The following is a 19,080-nucleotide window of genomic DNA, read 5'->3' as shown; positions in this document are numbered from 1 at the left end:
GAGGGCACAGCGGCTGAAGAGGTAGTCAGGGTGGTAGAGGGGGAGAGTAGGAGAGCGGGAGAAAGATTAATAATTAGTAGCTATAAAGCCTTATTTTGCAGAAAAACGCATTATCGAAATCACGTTGAGCATCGATCTGTCAGGATAGAAGTAGACAGACTATCCAACTTTTGACAAAAAAGAGCGATCGCGCGTGCAACTTGTTGACTTTACTACTTTAACTGCGGCTTGTGCCGAACTGCGTTCCGAATGGATACCAGCGCGGCTCGAACAAGTTTATCAGCGCGATCGCTTCACGATTGCCCTGTTCTTGCGAACCCTCAAACGGCGGGGTTGGCTGACCATTTCCTGGCATCCTCAAGCAGCGCGTCTTTGTCTGGGCGATCCACCACCCCGGACGCCAGATACATTTACCTTCAGCGACCAACTGCGGCATCAGCTAACAGGTTGGGCACTCGTGGCAATAGAAGCGATCGCCCCTTGGGAACGAGTATTAGACTTGCAATTTGCCAGACGCCCCGGAGATACGCCATCCTGGCATCTCTACGTCGAAATTATGGGCAAATACAGCAATGTCATCCTCACAGGTGCAGACAACCTCATAGTTGCTCCCGCCCATCAAGTAGGCGTCCAGCAATCCAGCATCCGTCCCATCCAAACTGGACAGCCCTACGAAGTCCCGCCAGCCCTCACCGCTACAGTTCCATCTTTAAAGGAATCCCTAGAACGTTGGCAAGAACGAGTAAGTCTCGTACCAGGACAGTTGCGGCGACAGTTGTTAAAAAACTATCGAGGTTTAAGCCCCGCTTTAGTTGTCTCAATGATCCAAGTTGCGGGACTTGACCCCGACCAATCTACAGATAATTTAAGCAATACAGACTGGGAACAGCTATTTAGCCGCTGGCAAGAATGGCTACAGTCATTAGAAAAATCTCAGTTTCAACCAGGGTGGACGACTGAAAGTTACAGCGTAATGCCTTGGGGCATTACAGAACCAGTTGATACGGTTCAAGGCTTACTCAACCGCTATTACACCGATTGGCTAAATCAACAAGAATTTACTGCCCTGCGCCATCAACTAACTCAGAAAATTAGCAGCATTTTAGGCAAATTGCGGGTCAAGGCTGCTACTTTTGAGGAACGTTTGCAGCAATCAGACCAAGCTGATAAATACCGCCAAGACGCGGACTTGCTGATGGCACACCTGCAAAACTGGGAACCGGGCATGAAAGCGATCGCCCTTGCAGACTTTGACACTGGCAATCTTGTTAATATTCCACTCGATCCAGAGAAAAATGCTGTCCAAAATGCCCAATCGCTTTACAAGCGCCACCAAAAGCTAAAACGCGCTAGGGCTGCTGTTGAGCCTTTACTCCAAGAGGTGCAGGCGGAGATTAACTACTTGGAGCAAGTGGAAGCAGCACTGGTGCAACTCGACGCCTATCAAGTTGCAGAAGATTTGCAGACACTAGAAGAAATCCGCGATGAGCTAATCCAGCAGCGGTATCTAGAAGATCCAGAACAGCGCAGCCGCAACGCTACAGACGCTTCAACACCTTACAGCTACCGCAGTCCCAGCGGCTTTGAATTATTAATCGGGCGTAACAATCGACAGAACGACCAGCTAAGTTTTCGCACTGCTGGAGATTATGACCTCTGGTTCCATACCCAGGAAATTCCAGGAAGTCATGGGTTACTGCGACTAGAACCGGGAGCGATCGCTGAAGAATCCGATCTGCAATTCGCCGCTGACCTGGTATCCTACTATAGTCGCGCCCGTCAAAGCGACCAAGTGCCTGTTGTCTACACCGAACCCAAGCACGTCTACAAACCCAAAGGTGCTAAACCGGGAATGGCGATTTACAAGCACGAGCGCATCCTTTGGGGGCGTCCTCCACAAGCCTGCAACTATCTGAGGGAAGAAACTTCTAACAAAATTTAAAGATTTATTTGGGAATTTTGTCTTTTATGTTACAGTAAATGTAAAGAAATCTTACAGCCTGCCGGTTGGGAACGCGCAGACGGGGGATTTCCTCAGATTAACGACAACAGAATAAAGATTTATTTAGACCAGCTGGTGGAACAGCTGGTTTTTTGTATGGGTGTGGCACAGGCATAATGCCTGTGATGTTCTAGAAAGTGAATGTGGTGCGGACGACTCCGATAACCAGATCGTCGTTGCGATTGTTGTGATCGGGAGCCGTTAGCCAAATAACCCCAGGAGTGATGGAGATATTATCTGTAACTTGATACTGGTAGAAAGCTTCGACGTGCAGTGAAGTATCATTATTTTTACCAACTGGGGGCAAGGGAATGCCTAATGCGGTTAACTGAGGCAACGCACCTGGATTTAAACGCAGGCTTGAGTTAGTTAATTTAGGCTCCATGCCCACGATGATGCCCCCCAAGTTGCCTTTTTTACCCAAATCGGGGAAGCCAAGGGTGACAGCCCAGTTCCAGATGTCTACATCTCCGCGATTAAGTAGCCCTCCCAGCGTGGATAGGGTGCGCGTGTTGGTGTAGCCAGCCCAACCGCCGACAACGAAGCGATCGCTCAGTTGCCAAGACAATTCCAAACCGTAAGAATTGCTGACTACAGGAAGGGCGGTGCTGAACCCCAAGCTGCCGATGGTATCGCCTACGGACGTGCCCTGCAAATCTCGATCGAAATATCTAGTAAGCCCCCCTTGAAAGTTAGCCAGATTGCTTCCAGTCCCCGTGTCATTGTTGTTGTAAGAATGAATGTAGGTCAAGCCAATATTGAGCTTTTCGGTAGGCTTGATCAGCAATTGTGCTAAAGCAGCGTAAGGCCCGTTAAACAAACCCCCATCCTCCTCTGGGTTAGCCGCATCACCAGCTAAATAGCCTAAGCTTAGTTCTAGTTTTTTACCCAACTGCTGCCTTAGTCCGACGCCCGCACCTTCTGCTAGGTAATAAATTGGTGGGCGCGTTCCAAAGGTAGATAAAGCACCACTCGCACCGTCCCCATCCAGAAAGTTGACCGTACTGGCAAAGTCATCGGCTGCACCTGAATTGGCAGCAACAACAATTTGGGTTTGTTCTCCTATGGGGAAACTATATAACAGCGCATCAATGAACACATTGTTGTCGCTATCTCCTGAGAAAGCCAGGTTGCCTTCTTGAGTCAGCGTGCGTTCTGAGAATGCAGCTAGTCCTTCTGCTTGCAATCGCGTTCTCAACAGGTCTTTTCCGGTGAAGCTTGTTTCCAAATTCAGACGCGATCTGTGACCAAAAACCGATGTGCTATCTATGCGCGAACCAGTAGCATCTTCTCCTTTTACGATACTCGCAAAGCCCAAGATTACTTCGCCATCTAACTTGGTGGTGGTGGAGAATTGTGTTGCTTCAAGTTCTGATGTTCTCGCTTCGAGAGCATCAACACGACCGCGTAGTGTTGTGATTTCTGGGGCAAACTGATCTACTAGCTGCCGGATTTTGTCTAAATCTGCCCTAGATGCCAAATCCCCAGGACTGCCAGCAATCAATTTCTCAATTTGTCTGAGACAGGCGTTTAAGCCAGCGGCAAATTCATATCGCGTCATGGCACGGCTGCCTCTAAAGGTGCCATCGGGATAACCTGCTATGCAGTTGTAGCGTTCGACGAGCGATCGCAGCGCTTCATAAGCCCAGTCTCCCGGTCGCACATCTCGCAACTGGGTTACATTTGTGACTTGCCCCATCGCATCATCAGCGCCGTCTTCTTCTATTTCTAGATTGTTTTGGTCTAATATGCTGGTATTAGATGATGCTGGCGATTCTAGCTCTGCAACAGATGAATTGTTTACCTCAGTCTCAGCAACGTTGAGGGTGGCGATCGCGTCTTTGCCTTGGGCAAAGCTAATCTCTGGCTTATTTTCAGCCGCGATCGCGTCTTTGCCTTGGGCAAAGCTAATCTCTGGCGTTTCGCTGGCGATCGCCCCCGTACATACCGCTAGCGCCGTTCCCAACACGCATGGACTAAGTAGCAGCAATTTCCACAAATTTTTAGACACCTGTTATCCTCTCCTCACACCCTTTCCAAATTCTTAAAGATAAAACTATCTCGCGCATGCTTTCGGTTTAGAGCTTTATCGCGAAATAATAAAAAAATTGGTCAATAAACTTCTAGGAAAATACTCAAAATTCCCTATCTATGTCAAGCAAATTGCACTATTTATTCTCAACAAACTTGGCTAAATCCTCCGGGGGGGTATTTATTAACTATTAATAAATTAGAGCGAATTCTTATCTTCGTTTTTTAAACTGTGAATTTTGTAAAGACGCGATGAATGGCGTCTGAGTTTTGAGCCTATAATTTCCTACCCACTAGCCTCCATTGCCGCTAATACCCCCCGGAACCCCGCATTCCCCAGTAGAGACGCCGATTTTCTCCCATTAACCAGTCCGGTTGGGATCTTTCGTTGGAATGAGTCTCATTTTAAGCTATTCTAATAGAATTAGAATCATTGTCAAAACATATTTGTGTGGGGTCTAAATCTAAGCCCTATAAAGAAGAGCAACTATGATAAGTCCAAAACAGCAGGGATTGCTGCTGGCATCGCTGCTGCCCGTCTTCGCTGCGGCTGGATGCAGCCAATCGAACTCCGCTGCCACTTTTCCAGCGCAAAACGTAAGTCAGCAGCCGCCAAAAGTTAAAGTAGTGACAACGTTTTTACCGATGTATTGGTTTGCATCGGCTGTTGCTGGTGACAAAGCAGAGATAGAGATATTAGTGCCACCGGGGACGGAGGTGCATGAGTATCAAGCTACACCAACAAACGTACAAGCGATCGCCAAAGCAAACGTGCTAGTGAAAAACGGCCTTGGCTTGGAAGAGTTTCTCGAAGGAACTGTAAAAAACGCTGGGAATAGCCAGTTAAAAGAGATTGAGGCTAGTAGTGGCATTGTAGCCCTCAACGAAGACCACGACCATAAGGGCGAAAAAGCTGGCGAAAAAGACCACGACCATGCACAAGGCAATCCCCACGTTTGGCTAGATCCAGTTTTGGCGCGTCAGCAGGTGGAGAACATTCGCGACGGCTTAATTGCAGCAGATCCCAACAACAAAGCCAGTTATCAAGCTAACGCCGCCACCTATATCCAGCAACTAGATGCCCTAGACAAGGAGTTTCAGCAGCGTTTGCAGCCTTATCGTGGTTGCACTTATGTCACCTTCCACGATGCTTATCCATATATAGCCAAGCGCTACAACCTCAAGCAGGTGGCAGTTGTACAAATTCCAGAGGATAACCTCTCGCCCTTGGATGTGCAAAAAGCTGTTTCGACAGTGAAGCAGTTTAAAGTAAAGACTCTGCTTGGCGAACCGGGAACAGACAACAAGTTGCTGCAAGGTCTTTCACAAGACCTCAAGCTGACCGTCAGCGCTATCGATCCTTTGGAAAATGGCTCTTTAGATCCGCAGACGTACTTTACTGCCATGAAAAATAATTTGCAAACTCTAGAAACGGCTTGTCGATAGACGTAATGAATTCTGAATTAACCAATAACCCTTCTCCACTCCCCACTTTGAAGGTGGAAAACTTAACGGTTTACCGAGGCAGTTATGTAGCGCTTCGGGATGTATGTTTTGAATTAATACCGGGAACTGATACGGCGGTGGTTGGGCCGAATGGCGCTGGTAAAAGTACGCTAGTTCAGGCGATTCTGGGACTAATGCCGCGAACGGCGGGGAAAGTTGAGATTTTTGGACGCCCAATAGAAAGGCTGGGGAGTTGGCGCAGTCAGTTGGGTTATATGCCGCAAAATTTTATTTTTGACCGGAGTTTTCCCATTTCTGTGGCTGAATTGGTGGGATTGGGTATTGATAAGGAAGGCAAAAGGCGATCTCCCCTAACCCCCCTTTTTAAGGGGGGGGAAGAGACTTCATCAAGGCAAAGGTTTTGGGGGCAAAATCAGGAAAAATCAAATGCGATCGCCACTGCTTTAAAACGTGTTGATGCTTATCACTTGCGCCGTCAAGCAATCGGCACTTTAAGCGGCGGCGAACTAAAGCGAGTGTTGCTGGCTTATTGCTTAGTAATGCCGCGCCTCTTGTTGGTGCTAGATGAAGCGTTTGCCGGAGTGGATATGCAAGGCGCAGCAGATTTTTACGCTTTGCTGAACGAACTTAAGAAGGAAGAAAATTGGACGGTATTGCAGGTATCACATGATATTGATATGGTAAGTCGCCACTGCGATCGCGTACTCTGTCTCAACCAAACTTTAGTATGTTCTGGCCATCCCGAAATTGCCCTTTCACCCCAAAATCTGTTAGCCACATACGGCCCATCATTCAGCCGCTACCACCATCAGCACGACTTTTGATTTTAGATTGGTGCTAAATCCTAAATCCAAAATTCAAGCTGATTCATCCAGGTGTTCGGAAACAGATCTATATAGATCTAAAACGTGATTATCCTGGAGGCTATAGAATACCTTACGTCCGCGCTTGCGGTAACTCACCAGTCGCATTGTCCGTAAAGTTCTTAACTGATGAGAAACCGCAGATTCACTCATTTCTAGTGCAGCCGCTAAGTCGCAGACGCACAATTCTTTGACCGCCAAAACTGAGAGAATCCGCAGGCGATTAGCATCTCCCAATAGGCTAAAGAACTCTGCCATGCGCTGCGACTTTTCGACAGTAAGAATTTCACCCTGGATCTCCTCAACGTTCTCAATCTCAAGGGGGTGTGGTGGATTACAATTTAAATTCTCTGCCAAGTGATGCTTGTCGCTTTTTGGGCTATCAGCTGAAAGATTAGCTGGCATTTTGCTCATATTAAGTTTAATTTTTATTTTAACTTATTGGTTAAGTTGATGTTTGCAGTAATTTTTGTGAATTTGGTTAGCCACTATCATTTTCAGTTACTAGCCGTTACGGATAGCACTGACTTGATTTCGCTGTTACAATTTCCTTTCATGCAGCGGGCGATCGCTGGTGGTATCTTAATGGGATTGCTAGGTGGCTTGCTTGGCAGTTTTGTCACTTTAAGACAGTTGTCTTTTTTCAGCCATGCTGTTGGTCATGCGGCATTAGTCGGCATTGTCATGGGGACGTTATTGCAGCTTAATCCTAACTTGACTCTGCTCCCCTTTACCCTGATTTTTGGTTTAGCTGTACTCTACCTAATTGACAAAACAAATCTAACTAGCGACAACATCCTGAGTATTGTCTTATCGGGTGCTTTGGCAATTGGGGTTATTCTCAGCAGCTTGATTAAAAGCTATCGGGGAAATTTGATGGGGGTGCTGTTCGGGGATATTTTAGCGATAGACAATACTGATTTAATCTTAATTTTACTTCTGCTTGTAGGCAGCAGCGTGTTTTTACTCTCAACGCTGCGATCGCAAATTTTATTGACGCTTAACCCCGCCGTTGCTAAAGTTCAAGGCGTCCCAGTTCAGCTATATCGTTACTTATTTGTTGTCCTGCTGTCTCTAGCAGTAGCCGTTTCTATCAAGGCTGTAGGTATCTTGTTAGTAAATGCCTTCCTGGTAATCCCCGCTTCCAGCGCTAAGTTACTCAGTCAGCAATTTACGCGATTTTTGTGGCTATCAGTGATTCTGGGGGCATTAAGCAGCATTGTCGGAATGATTGTATCCGGTTTTTTCAACTTCGCTTCTGGCCCCAGTATCGTTTTAGTGCAGTTTTTGCTATTTTTAGCGGTTTTGGCTTGGTCAAAGCTAAAACTGCAAGCGGGCTGAATAGTATCGAGTTTTGGCTTAGAATTCTGGATTCAAAACTCAGATGCGCTAAATCGCGTCTCTACAAAACTCAAAACTATTATCAGCAGCAGCCACAACCAGTATTCCCGCAGCTTTCCTCATTAGCATGACCGTCAGCGCAGGCGTGGGAGCAGTAGTATTTACCGTCTTTTTCCATGGCCTCGCCGATGGAAACTACGCACAGGCAAGATTCACAGGCACATTTCATTAAGTTTACGGTAGTCATGGCTTTTCTCTCAATCGGTTCTGACTCCTAAACTATAACATATGAACAGATGTTCATGTATTACTTTATCTAACTTTACCAGCCCGCTTGGTCGGGAGCAGGGAAAAAATATTCGCAGTTATCAAAAAAATACTTGCAAAAATTAGATAAATTTGTTATCTTAATTAAGCGCTGAAAAAACGTGCGCCGGGATAGCTCAGTTGGTAGAGCAGAGGACTGAAAATCCTCGTGTCACCAGTTCAAGTCTGGTTCCTGGCATCAACATTTAAATAGAAGTTAGACACGATAAGTTGTCTATTCTTTAAGCCATAATTCTGTATGCAGAATTATGGCTATTTTGTTATGAAAATTTGGCGTTGCTCTTTTGTATTGCGCTGAAATAGCAAGGTGCGATCGCATATTTAATTTTTAAACATCTGAATAACTTGCTAACAACTTGAATGAGACCAGAGCCATAAAGAAGTTCTCACAGCTCTAGCCTCAAAGCGACAGATTGCCAATCTAGGAAAAATACTAACGCACTCTTGATGCAAGCTGGCAAAAATGTAGCGATCGCGCTTGGGAGGTGCAGGGGAAATGTTCGTTCGCAAGCTAGGATCGATCCAGCAGCCCAGTCTAGCTTAAGCCAGGGGTCAAAAATGGTGATGGTCGTTGTCGTTATTAATGTGCTGATATCGCTGGCTTGCTTGTATGTGGCGCGGAGAATAGTTAAACTGCGATCGCAACTAGCAAAAGCAGCAAATGCGATCGCCGGAGCTGAAAGAAGTACCCATTCTGTACTAAACAAAGCCCCCAAAGCCATTTCCAAAGGAGAACTGGGCGTTAATAAGCTGCGATCGCGCTACGATAAACTTGAGCTTCAACTGCAACAAGTGCAAAAAATTCTGGCACTAATTGGTCTGGTACAAAACGTGTGGCGGCGACGCTCAAAGGCAAAAAAACCTAAATTTCGCCAAAAGCTACTGTAAATAGTGGCGCGATCGCCTGAACTATAGACCCTAAAGTGTAAACTCTCATGTAAGAGCGTCTACTACTTGCGGCTGAGTGTATCTGAGCCTGCCCTGTCTTAAATTGGAATAGGAATAAAAACCAGAAAATGTCTAATAACCGTGCTGGATCGTTTATTGGTGGAGTGCTGCTGGGAACGGCCATCGGAACCCTAACTGGCTTACTGATTGCCCCTCGCAACGGTCGGGAGACGCGGCAACTGTTAAAGAAATCTGCCGACGCCCTGCCTGAGTTAGCAGAAGATTTATCCACCACCGTACAACTGCAAGCAGACCGACTATCTGAATCAGCAGCGCGGAACTGGGATGACACCCTGGCTCGACTGCGGCAGGCGATCGCTGCTGGCATTGAAGCCACCCAGCGCGAACGCCAAACGCTAAAATCGATAAACGCTGAAGTGTCCTCCGAGTCACGTCCTGCCGTTCCTGACCCCAGACGATAAACACCATTTCTTTGTGATTGACCCCCTGTTTTGGCTAGGATTGTCGATTCTGTTGGTTGCCGTCAGCTTAACTGCTGTTTTGGTAGTGGCGGTGCCAGCTTTCCGAGAATTAGCGCGTGCGGCTCGAAGTGTAGAAAAATTAGCTGACACGCTCAGGCGCGAATTACCCCCAACCCTGGAAGCTATCCGCCTTACGGGTATGGAAATTAGCGAGTTGACCGATGATGTCAACGAAGGTGTCAAATCGGCGGGTCAGGTAGTTAAACAAGTCGATCAAAGCATAAGCAGCGCTGGCAAGCAGGCGCAAAAAGTGCAAGTTACCACTAAAAGCGTCTTTGCTGGTGTCAAAGCTGCCTGGAAAACCTTTAGCCGTCCAAACCCCCCTCGTCGATCTATCGATCGTTTGCCACCTTCTGAAAGAGGCTCTATTGAGCTTCGTAATAATCAGGCAAACCCTGTGGCGACTACAGCATCATCTGGCAAAATGTATCGCGATCCCTACACTGAGGAATCATCTATTAGCAACCGCAAGGCACATCATCCAGATGCCAATGACGCATTTCCCAATCAGAGCCAATACGAGGATTACGACGATTTGGAGTCGATAGACTCCGATGAATAGAGTTTTGAGTTTGTAGAGACGCGATACATCGCGCCTGAGTTAGGAGTTAATAACTCCTGACTTTTAATTCTTTACTCTTAACGTCTGAAGCCATAACTTTAGTAAAATGCCTCAAATCATTATATTGATGGGTGTCTCTGGCTCAGGCAAAACCACGATTGGGAAGCTGCTAGTTGAGGAATTGAGACGCGATTTATCGCGTCTCAATAATTGGGAATTCCACGATGCTGACGACTTCCACCCACAAGCAAACATCGACAAGATGAGCCAAGGCATTCCTCTGGATGATACGGATAGAAAACCTTGGCTTGATGCAATGCGACAGGCGATCGCTCTATGGTTGCAACAGAAGAAAAATGTTGTATTAGCTTGTTCTGCGTTGAAATCTTCCTACCGTCGCCAACTCTTTGTTGACCCAGAACAAATGAGTATTGTTTATCTGAAAGGCAATTTTGAGTTAATATCGTCGCGGCTGCAACAGCGCCAAAACCACTATATGGGCGCTTATCTCTTGCAAAGCCAGTTTGATTCTTTAGAAGAACCAAATGATGTAATTTCTGTTGAGGTTTCGCAGCCGCCAGAAGCGATCGCTCACCAGATCCGCAGCCTTCTTAAACTCTGATTCATCTGCGATTTTTTCTCTTAAAACCGCTAGACTTCACTAATTTTTTCTGATATAATTATTTTGACGAGGAAGAACTAGGCTGCAATAATTTCTTAAGATATATTTTGATTATTTAAGCATAGCAGGAAAGGTGCAACTGGAACCTAATATATAATACTTTTTTAGGCTCCAAAGCCGCTAATTATTATCAGGATGGTGGGCAGTGCCCGCGCTACTTAAATAGTGAAAATGCATGCACAGAAACTTGACTGACTACCCCTACTCCTCAGCGCGACGGGTAGTAATGGGGAAGAAATGCGCGGTAGCAACAAGCCAACCGTTAGCCACATTAGCTGGAATGGAGATGTTTTGGGCTGGGGGTAATGCCATCGATGCGGCAATAGCAACAGCGATCGCTCTTACAGTAGTAGAACCAACCTCAAACGGCATTGGTTCGGATGCGTTTGCCTTAGTTTGGGATGGCAAATTGCACGGATTAAATGCTTCGGGTAAAAGCCCTCAAAACCTCACCACAAAACTGTTTACCGGAATGAATGAAATGCCATCTTTAGGATGGCTTACTGTTACTGTACCGGGCGCAGTATCCGCATGGCGAACTTTATGGGAACGTTGGGGAAAACTGCCTTTTGAGCAACTGTTTGCACCAGCAATTCGATACGCTGAAGAGGGTTTTCCGGTATCACCAGTAACGGCGCAAGCTTGGAAACGCGCAGAGGCGGTTTATTTACCTTTGATGGGTGAGGAGTATCAGCCGTTCAAACGTGTTTTCTTTCCTGGCGATCGCGCACCTTTAGCGGGAGAAGTATGGGGTAGTAAGGATCATGCAAAGACATTAAGAGCGATCGCCACAAGTGGAGGAGAATCTTTTTATCGAGGCGAATTAGCTGAACAAATAGCTAATTTTGCCGCTGAGACTGGTGGAATAATCACAGCAGATGACTTAGCGTCACACCAAGCAGACTGGGTTGAGCCAATTTCCACTAACTATCGGGGAACCACAGTTTGGGAAATTCCTCCCAATACTCAAGGAATAGCCACCCTGATGGCATTGAATATCTTAGAAGGTTTTGACATAGCAAAATATCCCCGCGAATCGCCCGAAACTTATCACTTGCAAATTGAAGCGATGAAGTTAGCGTTTGCTGACGTTCACCGATATGTAGGTGATGAGCGCTATTTGGAAGTAAAAGTAGAACACCTTTTAGACAAAGATTATGCAAGCGATCGCCGCAAACTAATTGGTGAAAAAGCAATTTACTTAGCCAAACCAGGTTTGCCTAAAGGGGGAACAGTTTATCTAGCAGCAGCAGATGAGGAACTAATGGTTTCCTTAATCCAATCTAACTACATGGGTTTTGGCAGTGGAATTTTGATTCCTGATACGGGAATAGCATTACAAAACAGAGGATTGGGTTTTAATTTAGAAGCGGGACACCCCAATCAAGTAGCACCAAGAAAGCGACCATTTCACACAATTATTCCTGGATTTCTAACTCAAAACGACCAACCTTTGGGGCCATTTGGAGTTATGGGAGGGCCAATGCAACCGCAGGGACATCTCCAAGTAGTTGTAAACTTAGTAGATTATGAGATGAATCCGCAAGCAGCACTCGATGCACCAAGGTGGCAATTTGTATCAGGAAATCAAGTTTTATTAGAGCAGAGCGTACCCCCGAATGTAGCGCAAGAATTAATTAAAAGACGCCATGAAGTCCAGATAGAGGGAGGGGCGTTATTTGGCAAAGGAGGGGCTATTTTGAGGCAAAATGGCGTATTAGTTGCAGCATCAGAACCCCGTGCGGATGGGGTAGCGCTGGCAAATTAAAAAGTAAAAAGACAAAAGTAAAAAAAACATTTTTTACTTTTGCATTTAACTTTTTGCTATAGTGCCGCAGTACCAAATTAATGGGCTGCTTTTCTAGCAGGTTTCCGACCGAAGAGTTTGAAAATAAAGGTTTGAAGGCGATCCATATAGGTGAAGACCACAGGAATGACTATCAGCGTGAGTAGAGTTGAAGTCATCAAACCACCGATAACAGCGATCGCCATAGGAGCGCGAGCCTGAGAACCCGCACCAATTCCCAAAGCAATAGGTACCATCCCCGCAATCATGGCGATCGTTGTCATCAAAATGGGTCGCAATCTCGCTACCCCCGATTCCAAGGTTGCTTTGAATAGCGGCTTCCCTTCTGCTTGGTTGAACAATGCGTAATCTACCAGCAAAATAGAGTTTTTCGTCACAATTCCCATCAGCAACACCACGCCAATTAAGGCATACAAACCTAAAGATTTTTGCCCGATTAGTAATCCCAGGAATGCACCACCTATAGACAAAGGCAACGCCGCCATAATCGTTATGGGATGCAGGAAATTGCTAAACAGCAGCACAAGCACGGCAAAGATAAACAGCACCGCCGTTGACAGAGCCAAAGCAAAACCGCTAAAAATGTCCTGCATCACTTTGGCATCTCCGAAGGGTTCTTGGGTGACGCCGGGAGGTAGCGGATTCAGTGCTGGCAGGGAGTTTGCGGCTTTTGTAGCTGGGCCTAAAGGGATGTCTTGCAAGTTTGCCTCTACCGATACCTGGCGGGCGCGGTCGAAGCGGTTGATCGTAGAAGGGCCAGTACCCATGCTGATATTGGCAACAGCCATTAAAGGTACTAAAGCCCCATTTTTACCAGGTACTTGCAGATTTTTGATAGTGTTGATGTCGTTGCGGAACTGGGGAGCTAGCTGCACGCGAATCGGAATTTGTCGGTCTGGGAGGTCAAATTTAGCGAGATTAGCGTCATTATCTCCAATAGTGGCCAGGGAAGCAGTACGAGCGATCGCCGCTACAGATACTCCTTGATCCGCCGCCGCGTTCGTATCCGGTTTAACTAACATCTCCGGCTTCACCAAACTAGCGCTCGATGTTACTTCCAAAAATCCAGGCAATCTGCTCATTTGTTGGGTTAGCGCTTCTGCTGTGCGGTTCAGCGCCGTTGGATTTTCGCTTTTGAGCAAAATTGCTAACTGCTTCTTACTTCCCACTCGCCCTTGAGCAAAACCAATCCGCACCCCTGGAATGTCATTAAATTTAGGACGTAGCTCTTGCTCAAACTGCTGCTGACCGATGTGGCGATCGTGTTCTTTCAGTTTGACATACAGCGTGGCACTATTCACACTGCCGCCACCACCACCGCCGCCGCCAGGGCCACCCGAAACAGTAGGAGCGCCTTCTGTCGCCAGTACGCTCTCTACTGCTGAGTGGGCAACCAACATATTGTTTGCCTGCTGCACCGCTTGATGTGTTTGGTTCATGGTGGAGCCTGGGGGCAGTTCAATTGATACCGTAGAAAGCCCCGTGTCTTCTCTATCAATGAAGCCTTGAGGAATCAGCGGTACGAGCTGAAGACTGCCGAAGAATAAAGCTACGGCTAGAACCATCGTTATAAATCTATGATTCAACGCCCAAGTTAGCAGCCGCCGATACTGATAAGAAAGTTGGTCTTTCTTCAAGTTATCTTGATGGTGTCCCTTATCTTTGAGCAGATAAGCTGCCATCAGCGGCGTCACCGTCCTTGCTACCAGCAGGGAGAATAAGACCGAGACGGCGACTGTAACGCCAAACGGTCGAAAAAACTGACCGGGAATGCCGCCCATAAACGCGACTGGCACAAATACTGCAACAATGCTCATCGTCGTGGCGACTACTGCCAAACCAATCTCGTCCGAAGCATCCATAGCAGCTTGATAAGGCGTTTTGCCCATCTGGACGTGCCGCTCGATGTTCTCAATTTCTACGATCGCATCATCCACCAAAATACCCACTACCAGCGCTAGTGCCAGCAAAGTCATGCTGTTGAGGGTGTAGTTCAACACCTTCAGCACGAAAAAGGTGGGAATTACCGATAGCGGTAGCGCCACAGCAGTAATCAGAGTGGCTCGCCAATCCCGTAAAAAAATTAAAATCGTCACTACTGCTAGCACTGCACCCAGAACTAGGGCATCTACCGAAGCTTCGTAAGATTCTCGGATGTGGTTTGCCAAGGTGAAGATCACTTCCAGCTTGACATCTGCTGGCAGTGTCTTCTCCAAATCTTTCACCACTTTCCGCACCCCTTCTTCTACCGAGACGACGGTGCTACCAGTGCTGCGGACGATGGAAAAGGCAACTACAGGTTTGCCATTTAGATAAGCTGCCTGACGAGCTTCTGCATAGCCATTAATTACTTCTCCCAAGGTGGAGAGGGGAACGAAGCCGCCTTTGGGAAGGGTTATTTGATAATTTTTGAGTTCTTCGACGCTGTTGGCGCTGCCCAAAGTGCGGACGGTTTGCTCGGAGTTGCCGATGTCGGTTCGTCCACCGGGCAGGTTAATGTTGAAGTTGCGGATTTGTTCGTTAACTTGAGTTGCTGTAATGCCGATGGCTTGCAGTCTGTCTGGGTTGAGATTGACTCGAATTTCGCGATCTACGCCGCCAATGCGTTGAACTTGGCCGACGCCTTTGACTGATAGTATGGCGCGGCTTATGTTCTGGTCAATTAATTCGCTTAGTTGTTCTACAGATTGTTGCTCGGAAACGACGGCGTAGGACATGATGGAGCCGCCAGTAAACTCAACTCGTTTGACGACGGGATCGTTAATGTCTTGTGGGAGACTTTGACGAATTTGGGCTACGGCGTTACGGACATCGTTGGTAGCGCGATCGCTATTTGTTCCCAGTAGAAAGTTGATTGTCGTGTTAGAGGAGCTGTCGCTTACCGTAGATATAATGTGGTCGATGTTGCCCAATCCAGCAACAGCATCCTCTATTTTTTTCGTGACTTGTGATTCCAGTTCTGTCGGGTCAGCCCCTGGCTGAGTTACGCTGACCGAAACTGAAGGGACATCGATGTTAGGAGAGTCATCAATTCCCAATGCTGGAAATGCCACCAAGCCCATTATTGTCAAAATTAAGAATAGAACAATGGTTGGGACTGGCTGTTTAATAGACCAAGCCGAGATGTTGAAAGACATAAAATTTGGGATTGGAGGTTGGTGATGGGCAATAGGTAAGCGGGCATCGGGCATTAGGCTTTGTGACCTGCTCCCGATTACCCATCTTCTATTTACGACTACCTACTTACCGCTAACTAATTGAACTTTATCGCCATCTTTGAGATAACCCGCACCTGCAACTACAACGCGATCGCCCAATTTTAAGCCTCTTTTTATTTCGCTTTTGGCATTATCAGAATTGGTGTTATCTCCACCAGTATTCGTTCCTAATTCCACTGTTTGTTGATGCACGATGTTGTTAGCATCCAACAAATAAACAATTGCTTTCCCCTCAGTCTGAGGCAGCACAGATTTCGCCGGAACCGTTAACCCTTGAGCCGTTTGCGAGGTTATGGCTGCTTTGAGAAACATACCCGGTCGCAGATCCACTTCACCAACGTTAGAAGGTAAGTCAATTTTGACTGTTGCCAAACGAGTTTGCTGCTCTACCATAGGAGCAATTTCTCGCACTCTTCCCTGTAAGCGAATGCGCGAATCTGCATTACTGGTAACGATCGCTGGTGCGCCTACTCGTACTTCTGGCAACTGTGGTTCTGGTACTTTCACCTGAAGTTCTACAACACCGTTACGAATGATCGTAAATAGCTTTTGGCTCCCAGATGAGACATCCCCAACTCTGGCAATTTTCTCCGCCACAATCCCACTAGCAGGAGCCTTCACCAAGGTTTGCCCTAGCTGAGTTTCAAGTTGTTGAATTTTAGCCTGGTTATTTCGCACATCGGCCATTGCGCTGGTAATGTTAGCTTCAGCACTCCTAATATTGGCTTGCGAACTGGCGATCGCAGCTTCAGCAACTCGAACCGCCTCAGCCGCAGTGATGGCCGCAGTACGCCTGGTGTCTAGGTCTTGAAGGCTAATTGCTCCTTTGTCAGCCAGGGTTTGATACCGCTTGAGAGTTGTCTGAGCATCATTGAATCTAGCCCTCGCTTCTGCCAAGCTTGCTTGTGATTGAGCAAGAGCAGCTTGTGTTTGACTTTTAGCTGCTTGTTTTTGCTGCACTAAAGCAAGTGCAGCTTCTAGCTGCGCTTTTGCGCCTGATATTTGTGATTGCAGTACCGAATCGTCCAGAATTGCGAGAACTTGTCCCACTTGCACCCTTTGCCCCTCTGATGCCATGACTTGCTTAACTTGCAAGCCTGTTGTCTGCGGTAAAACAGGGAGCATATCGTAGGCTGCAACTGTGCCTGTTGTCTCTAGCGTGCGGGCAAGTTGCGTAGTTTCTACTGGCGCAACTGTAACGGTCATGCTTGGTGGTGGAGTCGGTGGAGCCTTGGCGACAGTGGCGGGTTTCTCGCCAGCGCCAGGTAAGAAGCGCGTTCCGGCGACACCAAGGGCAACGCCGATTCCTATGCCCACCAGGATGGGAGTCATCGATCCGCGCTTGCGATCGCGTTTTCTCTCTAAAGGGGGTAAATCTTGCTCAAACTCTGAGTCTATGATGTTGCTATCAGCGCGATCGCTTGCGTATGTTGCGTTCTCTAGCACGTCGCGCTTTGTATCCGATGCCCTATCACTTGGCTTAGTCCCGTTATCCCGCACGTCTTCAAGGGCGCGTGCGTCCCTTTCCTCGCCGCTTGTGTATGGCGCTATTATCGGATCTACGCCTTTTTGGCTATCTTTTTCTTGCTCTGAAACTGAGTTGTATGGCACAGTCATTTCTCACTAACGAGGGTAAAAAGTATGTATATATAACGGCTTGCGGTAAGCGCGAATTTAGCCAGATTATTGGTGAGGGACGCAAGCCTCAAAAATGGGCTGCTGCTACAAGAACACTAACTAAGGGCAATTGGTATCAGAATCCCCGCCAGTTGCATTGTTTGTAAAGAAAAGGATAAGTCTGGGGGATATGATTATAATATATCGCTTGATTATATCGATTTGATATAAATGTTAGAATTAGCTACTTTAGGTATATTGCAGCGCGAACCCCTACACGGGTATAGATTGAAACAGCATTTAGAATTGTTCATGGGTAGCTGCATCAGCGTTAATTATGGTTCGATTTACCCGCTATTGAAGCGTCTGGAAGAGCAAGGGGCGATCGCGGCAGTTGAAGAGGAAGAAGGAGAAACAAGTTCAGGTCGCAAAATATACAGCGTTACCGATCTGGGGCGCGATCGCTGGCGACAAAAAATGTTAGAGCATCCTCAAGAAAGCTGGGTAAACAGTCGTTCTCGCTTCCTGATCAAATTCTCCTTTTTTAGCTATTTGCAACCACCAGAACGGATAAAGTTGCTAGAACACCGCTTAATGGTATGCAAGCTACGTCTGGAAAGCCGAGAAATTGAAAAGCTTGCTCCAGATTCCTACCAAACCAATGTATGGCATTATGCGATGCAAGTCCTCGAAGGCGAAATTTTATGGATCGTCGAGCAACTTGCAAAGGAACGAAACATTGGCACCATTAATTAATAAAAGAATTCTTTAAAGACAAATTCCTCTTTTGTTGCTTTTATTTTAGCTTCTATTAAATTTAACTAGGAGCTACTCTTTATTAGTAAACAACATATATACTTCTCAAGCAACCCGCATTATATATAGTAATTATTCCTTTTGATAGAAGAACTTGTGTATAGGGCTACACTATATCTTTCCTACGGGAGAAAGGATTTCTCACTACTTAAGAGTAAATTTAAAACAAATAATGCACTTAAAAATAAAAGGAACAAATCATCATGACAGATGAAAAGAAAAAGGTACATGAAGGTGATGCAAACCTCGACCCTCTTTCCGGTGAGACTGGTGCCCACCCAGTAGGTACGGGTGTTGGCGCCGCTGGAGCTGGAACCGCAGGTACAATAATTGGCGGTGCAATTGGTGGCCCCGTGGGAGCGGTAATTGGTGCTGTAGTTGGCTCGTTTGCGGGTGGTATAGTTGGCAAGGGTGTCGCTGAGTCGGTTAATCCCACTGTAGAGGATGAATACTGGCGCACTAACCACGCTTCTCAGCCTTATGTTGAGGCAAATACGACATATGACGACTATCATCCTGCCTACCGCACTGGGTATGAAGGCTACAGCCGCCATGCTGGTACTGGCAGAACTTACAACGAAATCGAGCCAGAATTGCAGCGCGACTATGAAACAAATCGCGGCAAATCCAACTTGGGTTGGGAAAAAGCAAAACACGCTTCTCGTGCCGCATGGGATAAGGTAGAACGCGCTATACCTGGCGATGCCGACCACGACGGCAAATAAGATCTAACTGTCGATTTATTGCTCGTTTATGAAACGGGGTTTCTCAAAAATAAACCCCGTTTCTGTTTGGTTTCACAACTCATCATTTCTCGTAGGATGATATTTTGCAGCTAATTGGGGATGAGTAATTGATAGCGTGTCTTTGATAATACATACCCCTTCAGCTTGGACAGAATTTATCGCTTAACAAAG

17 protein-coding genes and 1 tRNA gene are annotated in these 19,080 nt (G+C 46.8%); 13 read left to right on the top strand and 5 right to left on the bottom strand.

From position 1 onward, the window contains the following. Positions 1-193 precede the first annotated feature (193 nt). Positions 194-1,942: an Rqc2 family fibronectin-binding protein gene (locus H6F77_RS19365; RefSeq protein WP_190490187.1), complete on the top strand. Its 1,749-nt coding sequence runs from the start codon at positions 194-196 to the stop codon at positions 1,940-1,942. Between the two features lie 190 nt (positions 1,943-2,132). Here H6F77_RS19365 and H6F77_RS19360 read toward each other — a convergent pair whose 3' ends face one another. After that, positions 2,133-4,013 carry an iron uptake porin gene (locus H6F77_RS19360; protein ID WP_309228883.1) on the bottom strand — a complete coding sequence of 627 codons (1,881 nt, stop codon included), beginning with the start codon at positions 4,011-4,013 and terminating at the stop codon, positions 2,133-2,135. Positions 4,014-4,522: 509 nt separating this feature from the next. Between H6F77_RS19360 and H6F77_RS19355 the strand changes: the two genes are divergently transcribed. After that, positions 4,523-5,479 carry a metal ABC transporter solute-binding protein, Zn/Mn family gene (locus H6F77_RS19355; protein WP_190490185.1) on the top strand — a complete coding sequence of 319 codons (957 nt, stop codon included), beginning with the start codon at positions 4,523-4,525 and terminating at the stop codon, positions 5,477-5,479. Positions 5,480-5,484: 5 nt separating this feature from the next. Continuing rightward, a complete protein-coding gene (locus tag H6F77_RS19350) occupies positions 5,485-6,324 on the top strand; it encodes a metal ABC transporter ATP-binding protein (RefSeq protein ID WP_190490183.1) in 840 nt (279 codons plus the stop codon). 33 nt (positions 6,325-6,357) lie between these two features. On the opposite strand, the gene H6F77_RS19345 is transcribed toward H6F77_RS19350, so the two are convergent. Further along, positions 6,358-6,720, bottom strand: a complete 363-nt coding sequence (locus H6F77_RS19345) for an ArsR/SmtB family transcription factor (protein WP_375335955.1) — start codon at positions 6,718-6,720, stop codon at positions 6,358-6,360. Between the two features lie 96 nt (positions 6,721-6,816). Between H6F77_RS19345 and H6F77_RS19340 the strand changes: the two genes are divergently transcribed. Beyond that, positions 6,817-7,704, top strand: a complete 888-nt coding sequence (locus H6F77_RS19340; protein WP_190490181.1) for a metal ABC transporter permease — start codon at positions 6,817-6,819, stop codon at positions 7,702-7,704. 82 nt (positions 7,705-7,786) lie between these two features. Here the strand turns inward: H6F77_RS19340 and H6F77_RS19335 are convergent, their stop codons facing one another. Beyond that, the gene (locus H6F77_RS19335) at positions 7,787-7,951 is read right to left on the bottom strand and encodes a metallothionein (protein WP_190490179.1); all 165 of its coding nucleotides are present in this window, start codon (positions 7,949-7,951) and stop codon (positions 7,787-7,789) included. Positions 7,952-8,136: 185 nt separating this feature from the next. Here H6F77_RS19335 and H6F77_RS19330 point away from each other — a divergent pair. From H6F77_RS19330 to ggt, 6 genes are all read left to right on the top strand, one after another. Beyond that, positions 8,137-8,209 (top strand) — tRNA-Phe (locus H6F77_RS19330). 269 nt (positions 8,210-8,478) lie between these two features. Next, a complete protein-coding gene (locus H6F77_RS19325) occupies positions 8,479-8,919 on the top strand; it encodes a hypothetical protein (protein WP_190490178.1) in 441 nt (146 codons plus the stop codon). A gap of 128 nt (positions 8,920-9,047) precedes the next feature. After that, entirely contained in the window at positions 9,048-9,401 is a 354-nt protein-coding gene (locus H6F77_RS19320) for a YtxH domain-containing protein (RefSeq protein ID WP_190490176.1), read from the top strand. Between the two features lie 13 nt (positions 9,402-9,414). After that, the gene (locus tag H6F77_RS19315; RefSeq protein ID WP_190490174.1) at positions 9,415-10,023 is read left to right on the top strand and encodes a DUF948 domain-containing protein; all 609 of its coding nucleotides are present in this window, start codon (positions 9,415-9,417) and stop codon (positions 10,021-10,023) included. A gap of 106 nt (positions 10,024-10,129) precedes the next feature. Continuing rightward, the gene (locus H6F77_RS19310; protein ID WP_242022329.1) at positions 10,130-10,645 is read left to right on the top strand and encodes a gluconokinase; all 516 of its coding nucleotides are present in this window, start codon (positions 10,130-10,132) and stop codon (positions 10,643-10,645) included. Positions 10,646-10,880: 235 nt separating this feature from the next. After that, positions 10,881-12,473, top strand: coding sequence for a gamma-glutamyltransferase (gene ggt, locus H6F77_RS19305; protein WP_190490172.1), 1,593 nt, complete (start codon positions 10,881-10,883; stop codon positions 12,471-12,473). Positions 12,474-12,550: 77 nt separating this feature from the next. Here the strand turns inward: ggt and H6F77_RS19300 are convergent, their stop codons facing one another. Together H6F77_RS19300 and H6F77_RS19295 are read right to left on the bottom strand one after the other, a co-directional pair. Continuing rightward, positions 12,551-15,649, bottom strand: a complete 3,099-nt coding sequence (locus H6F77_RS19300) for an efflux RND transporter permease subunit (protein ID WP_190490169.1) — start codon at positions 15,647-15,649, stop codon at positions 12,551-12,553. A 102-nt stretch (positions 15,650-15,751) separates the two neighbouring features. Further along, entirely contained in the window at positions 15,752-17,341 is a 1,590-nt protein-coding gene (locus tag H6F77_RS19295; RefSeq protein ID WP_309228882.1) for an efflux RND transporter periplasmic adaptor subunit, read from the bottom strand. Here H6F77_RS19295 and H6F77_RS19290 point away from each other — a divergent pair. The 3 genes from H6F77_RS19290 (at position 17,335) to H6F77_RS19280 (ending at position 18,888) form a co-directional block, all read left to right on the top strand. Further along, positions 17,335-17,514 (top strand): hypothetical protein, encoded by a 180-nt coding sequence (locus H6F77_RS19290; protein WP_190490167.1) that lies wholly within the window; start codon positions 17,335-17,337, stop codon positions 17,512-17,514. The two genes, H6F77_RS19295 and H6F77_RS19290, sit on opposite strands and share 7 nt — an antisense overlap. A 64-nt stretch (positions 17,515-17,578) precedes the next feature. Then, a complete protein-coding gene (locus H6F77_RS19285; protein ID WP_190490166.1) occupies positions 17,579-18,103 on the top strand; it encodes a PadR family transcriptional regulator in 525 nt (174 codons plus the stop codon). Between the two features lie 263 nt (positions 18,104-18,366). Continuing rightward, positions 18,367-18,888, top strand: a complete 522-nt coding sequence (locus tag H6F77_RS19280; protein WP_190490164.1) for a hypothetical protein — start codon at positions 18,367-18,369, stop codon at positions 18,886-18,888. Positions 18,889-19,080 lie beyond the last annotated feature (192 nt).

The organism is Microcoleus sp. FACHB-831 (assembly GCF_014695585.1).
GTDB lineage: Bacteria > Cyanobacteriota > Cyanobacteriia > Cyanobacteriales > FACHB-T130 > FACHB-831.
Note: the sequence above shows the minus strand (reverse complement) of the source record. Positions and strands in the feature narration are given on the sequence as shown.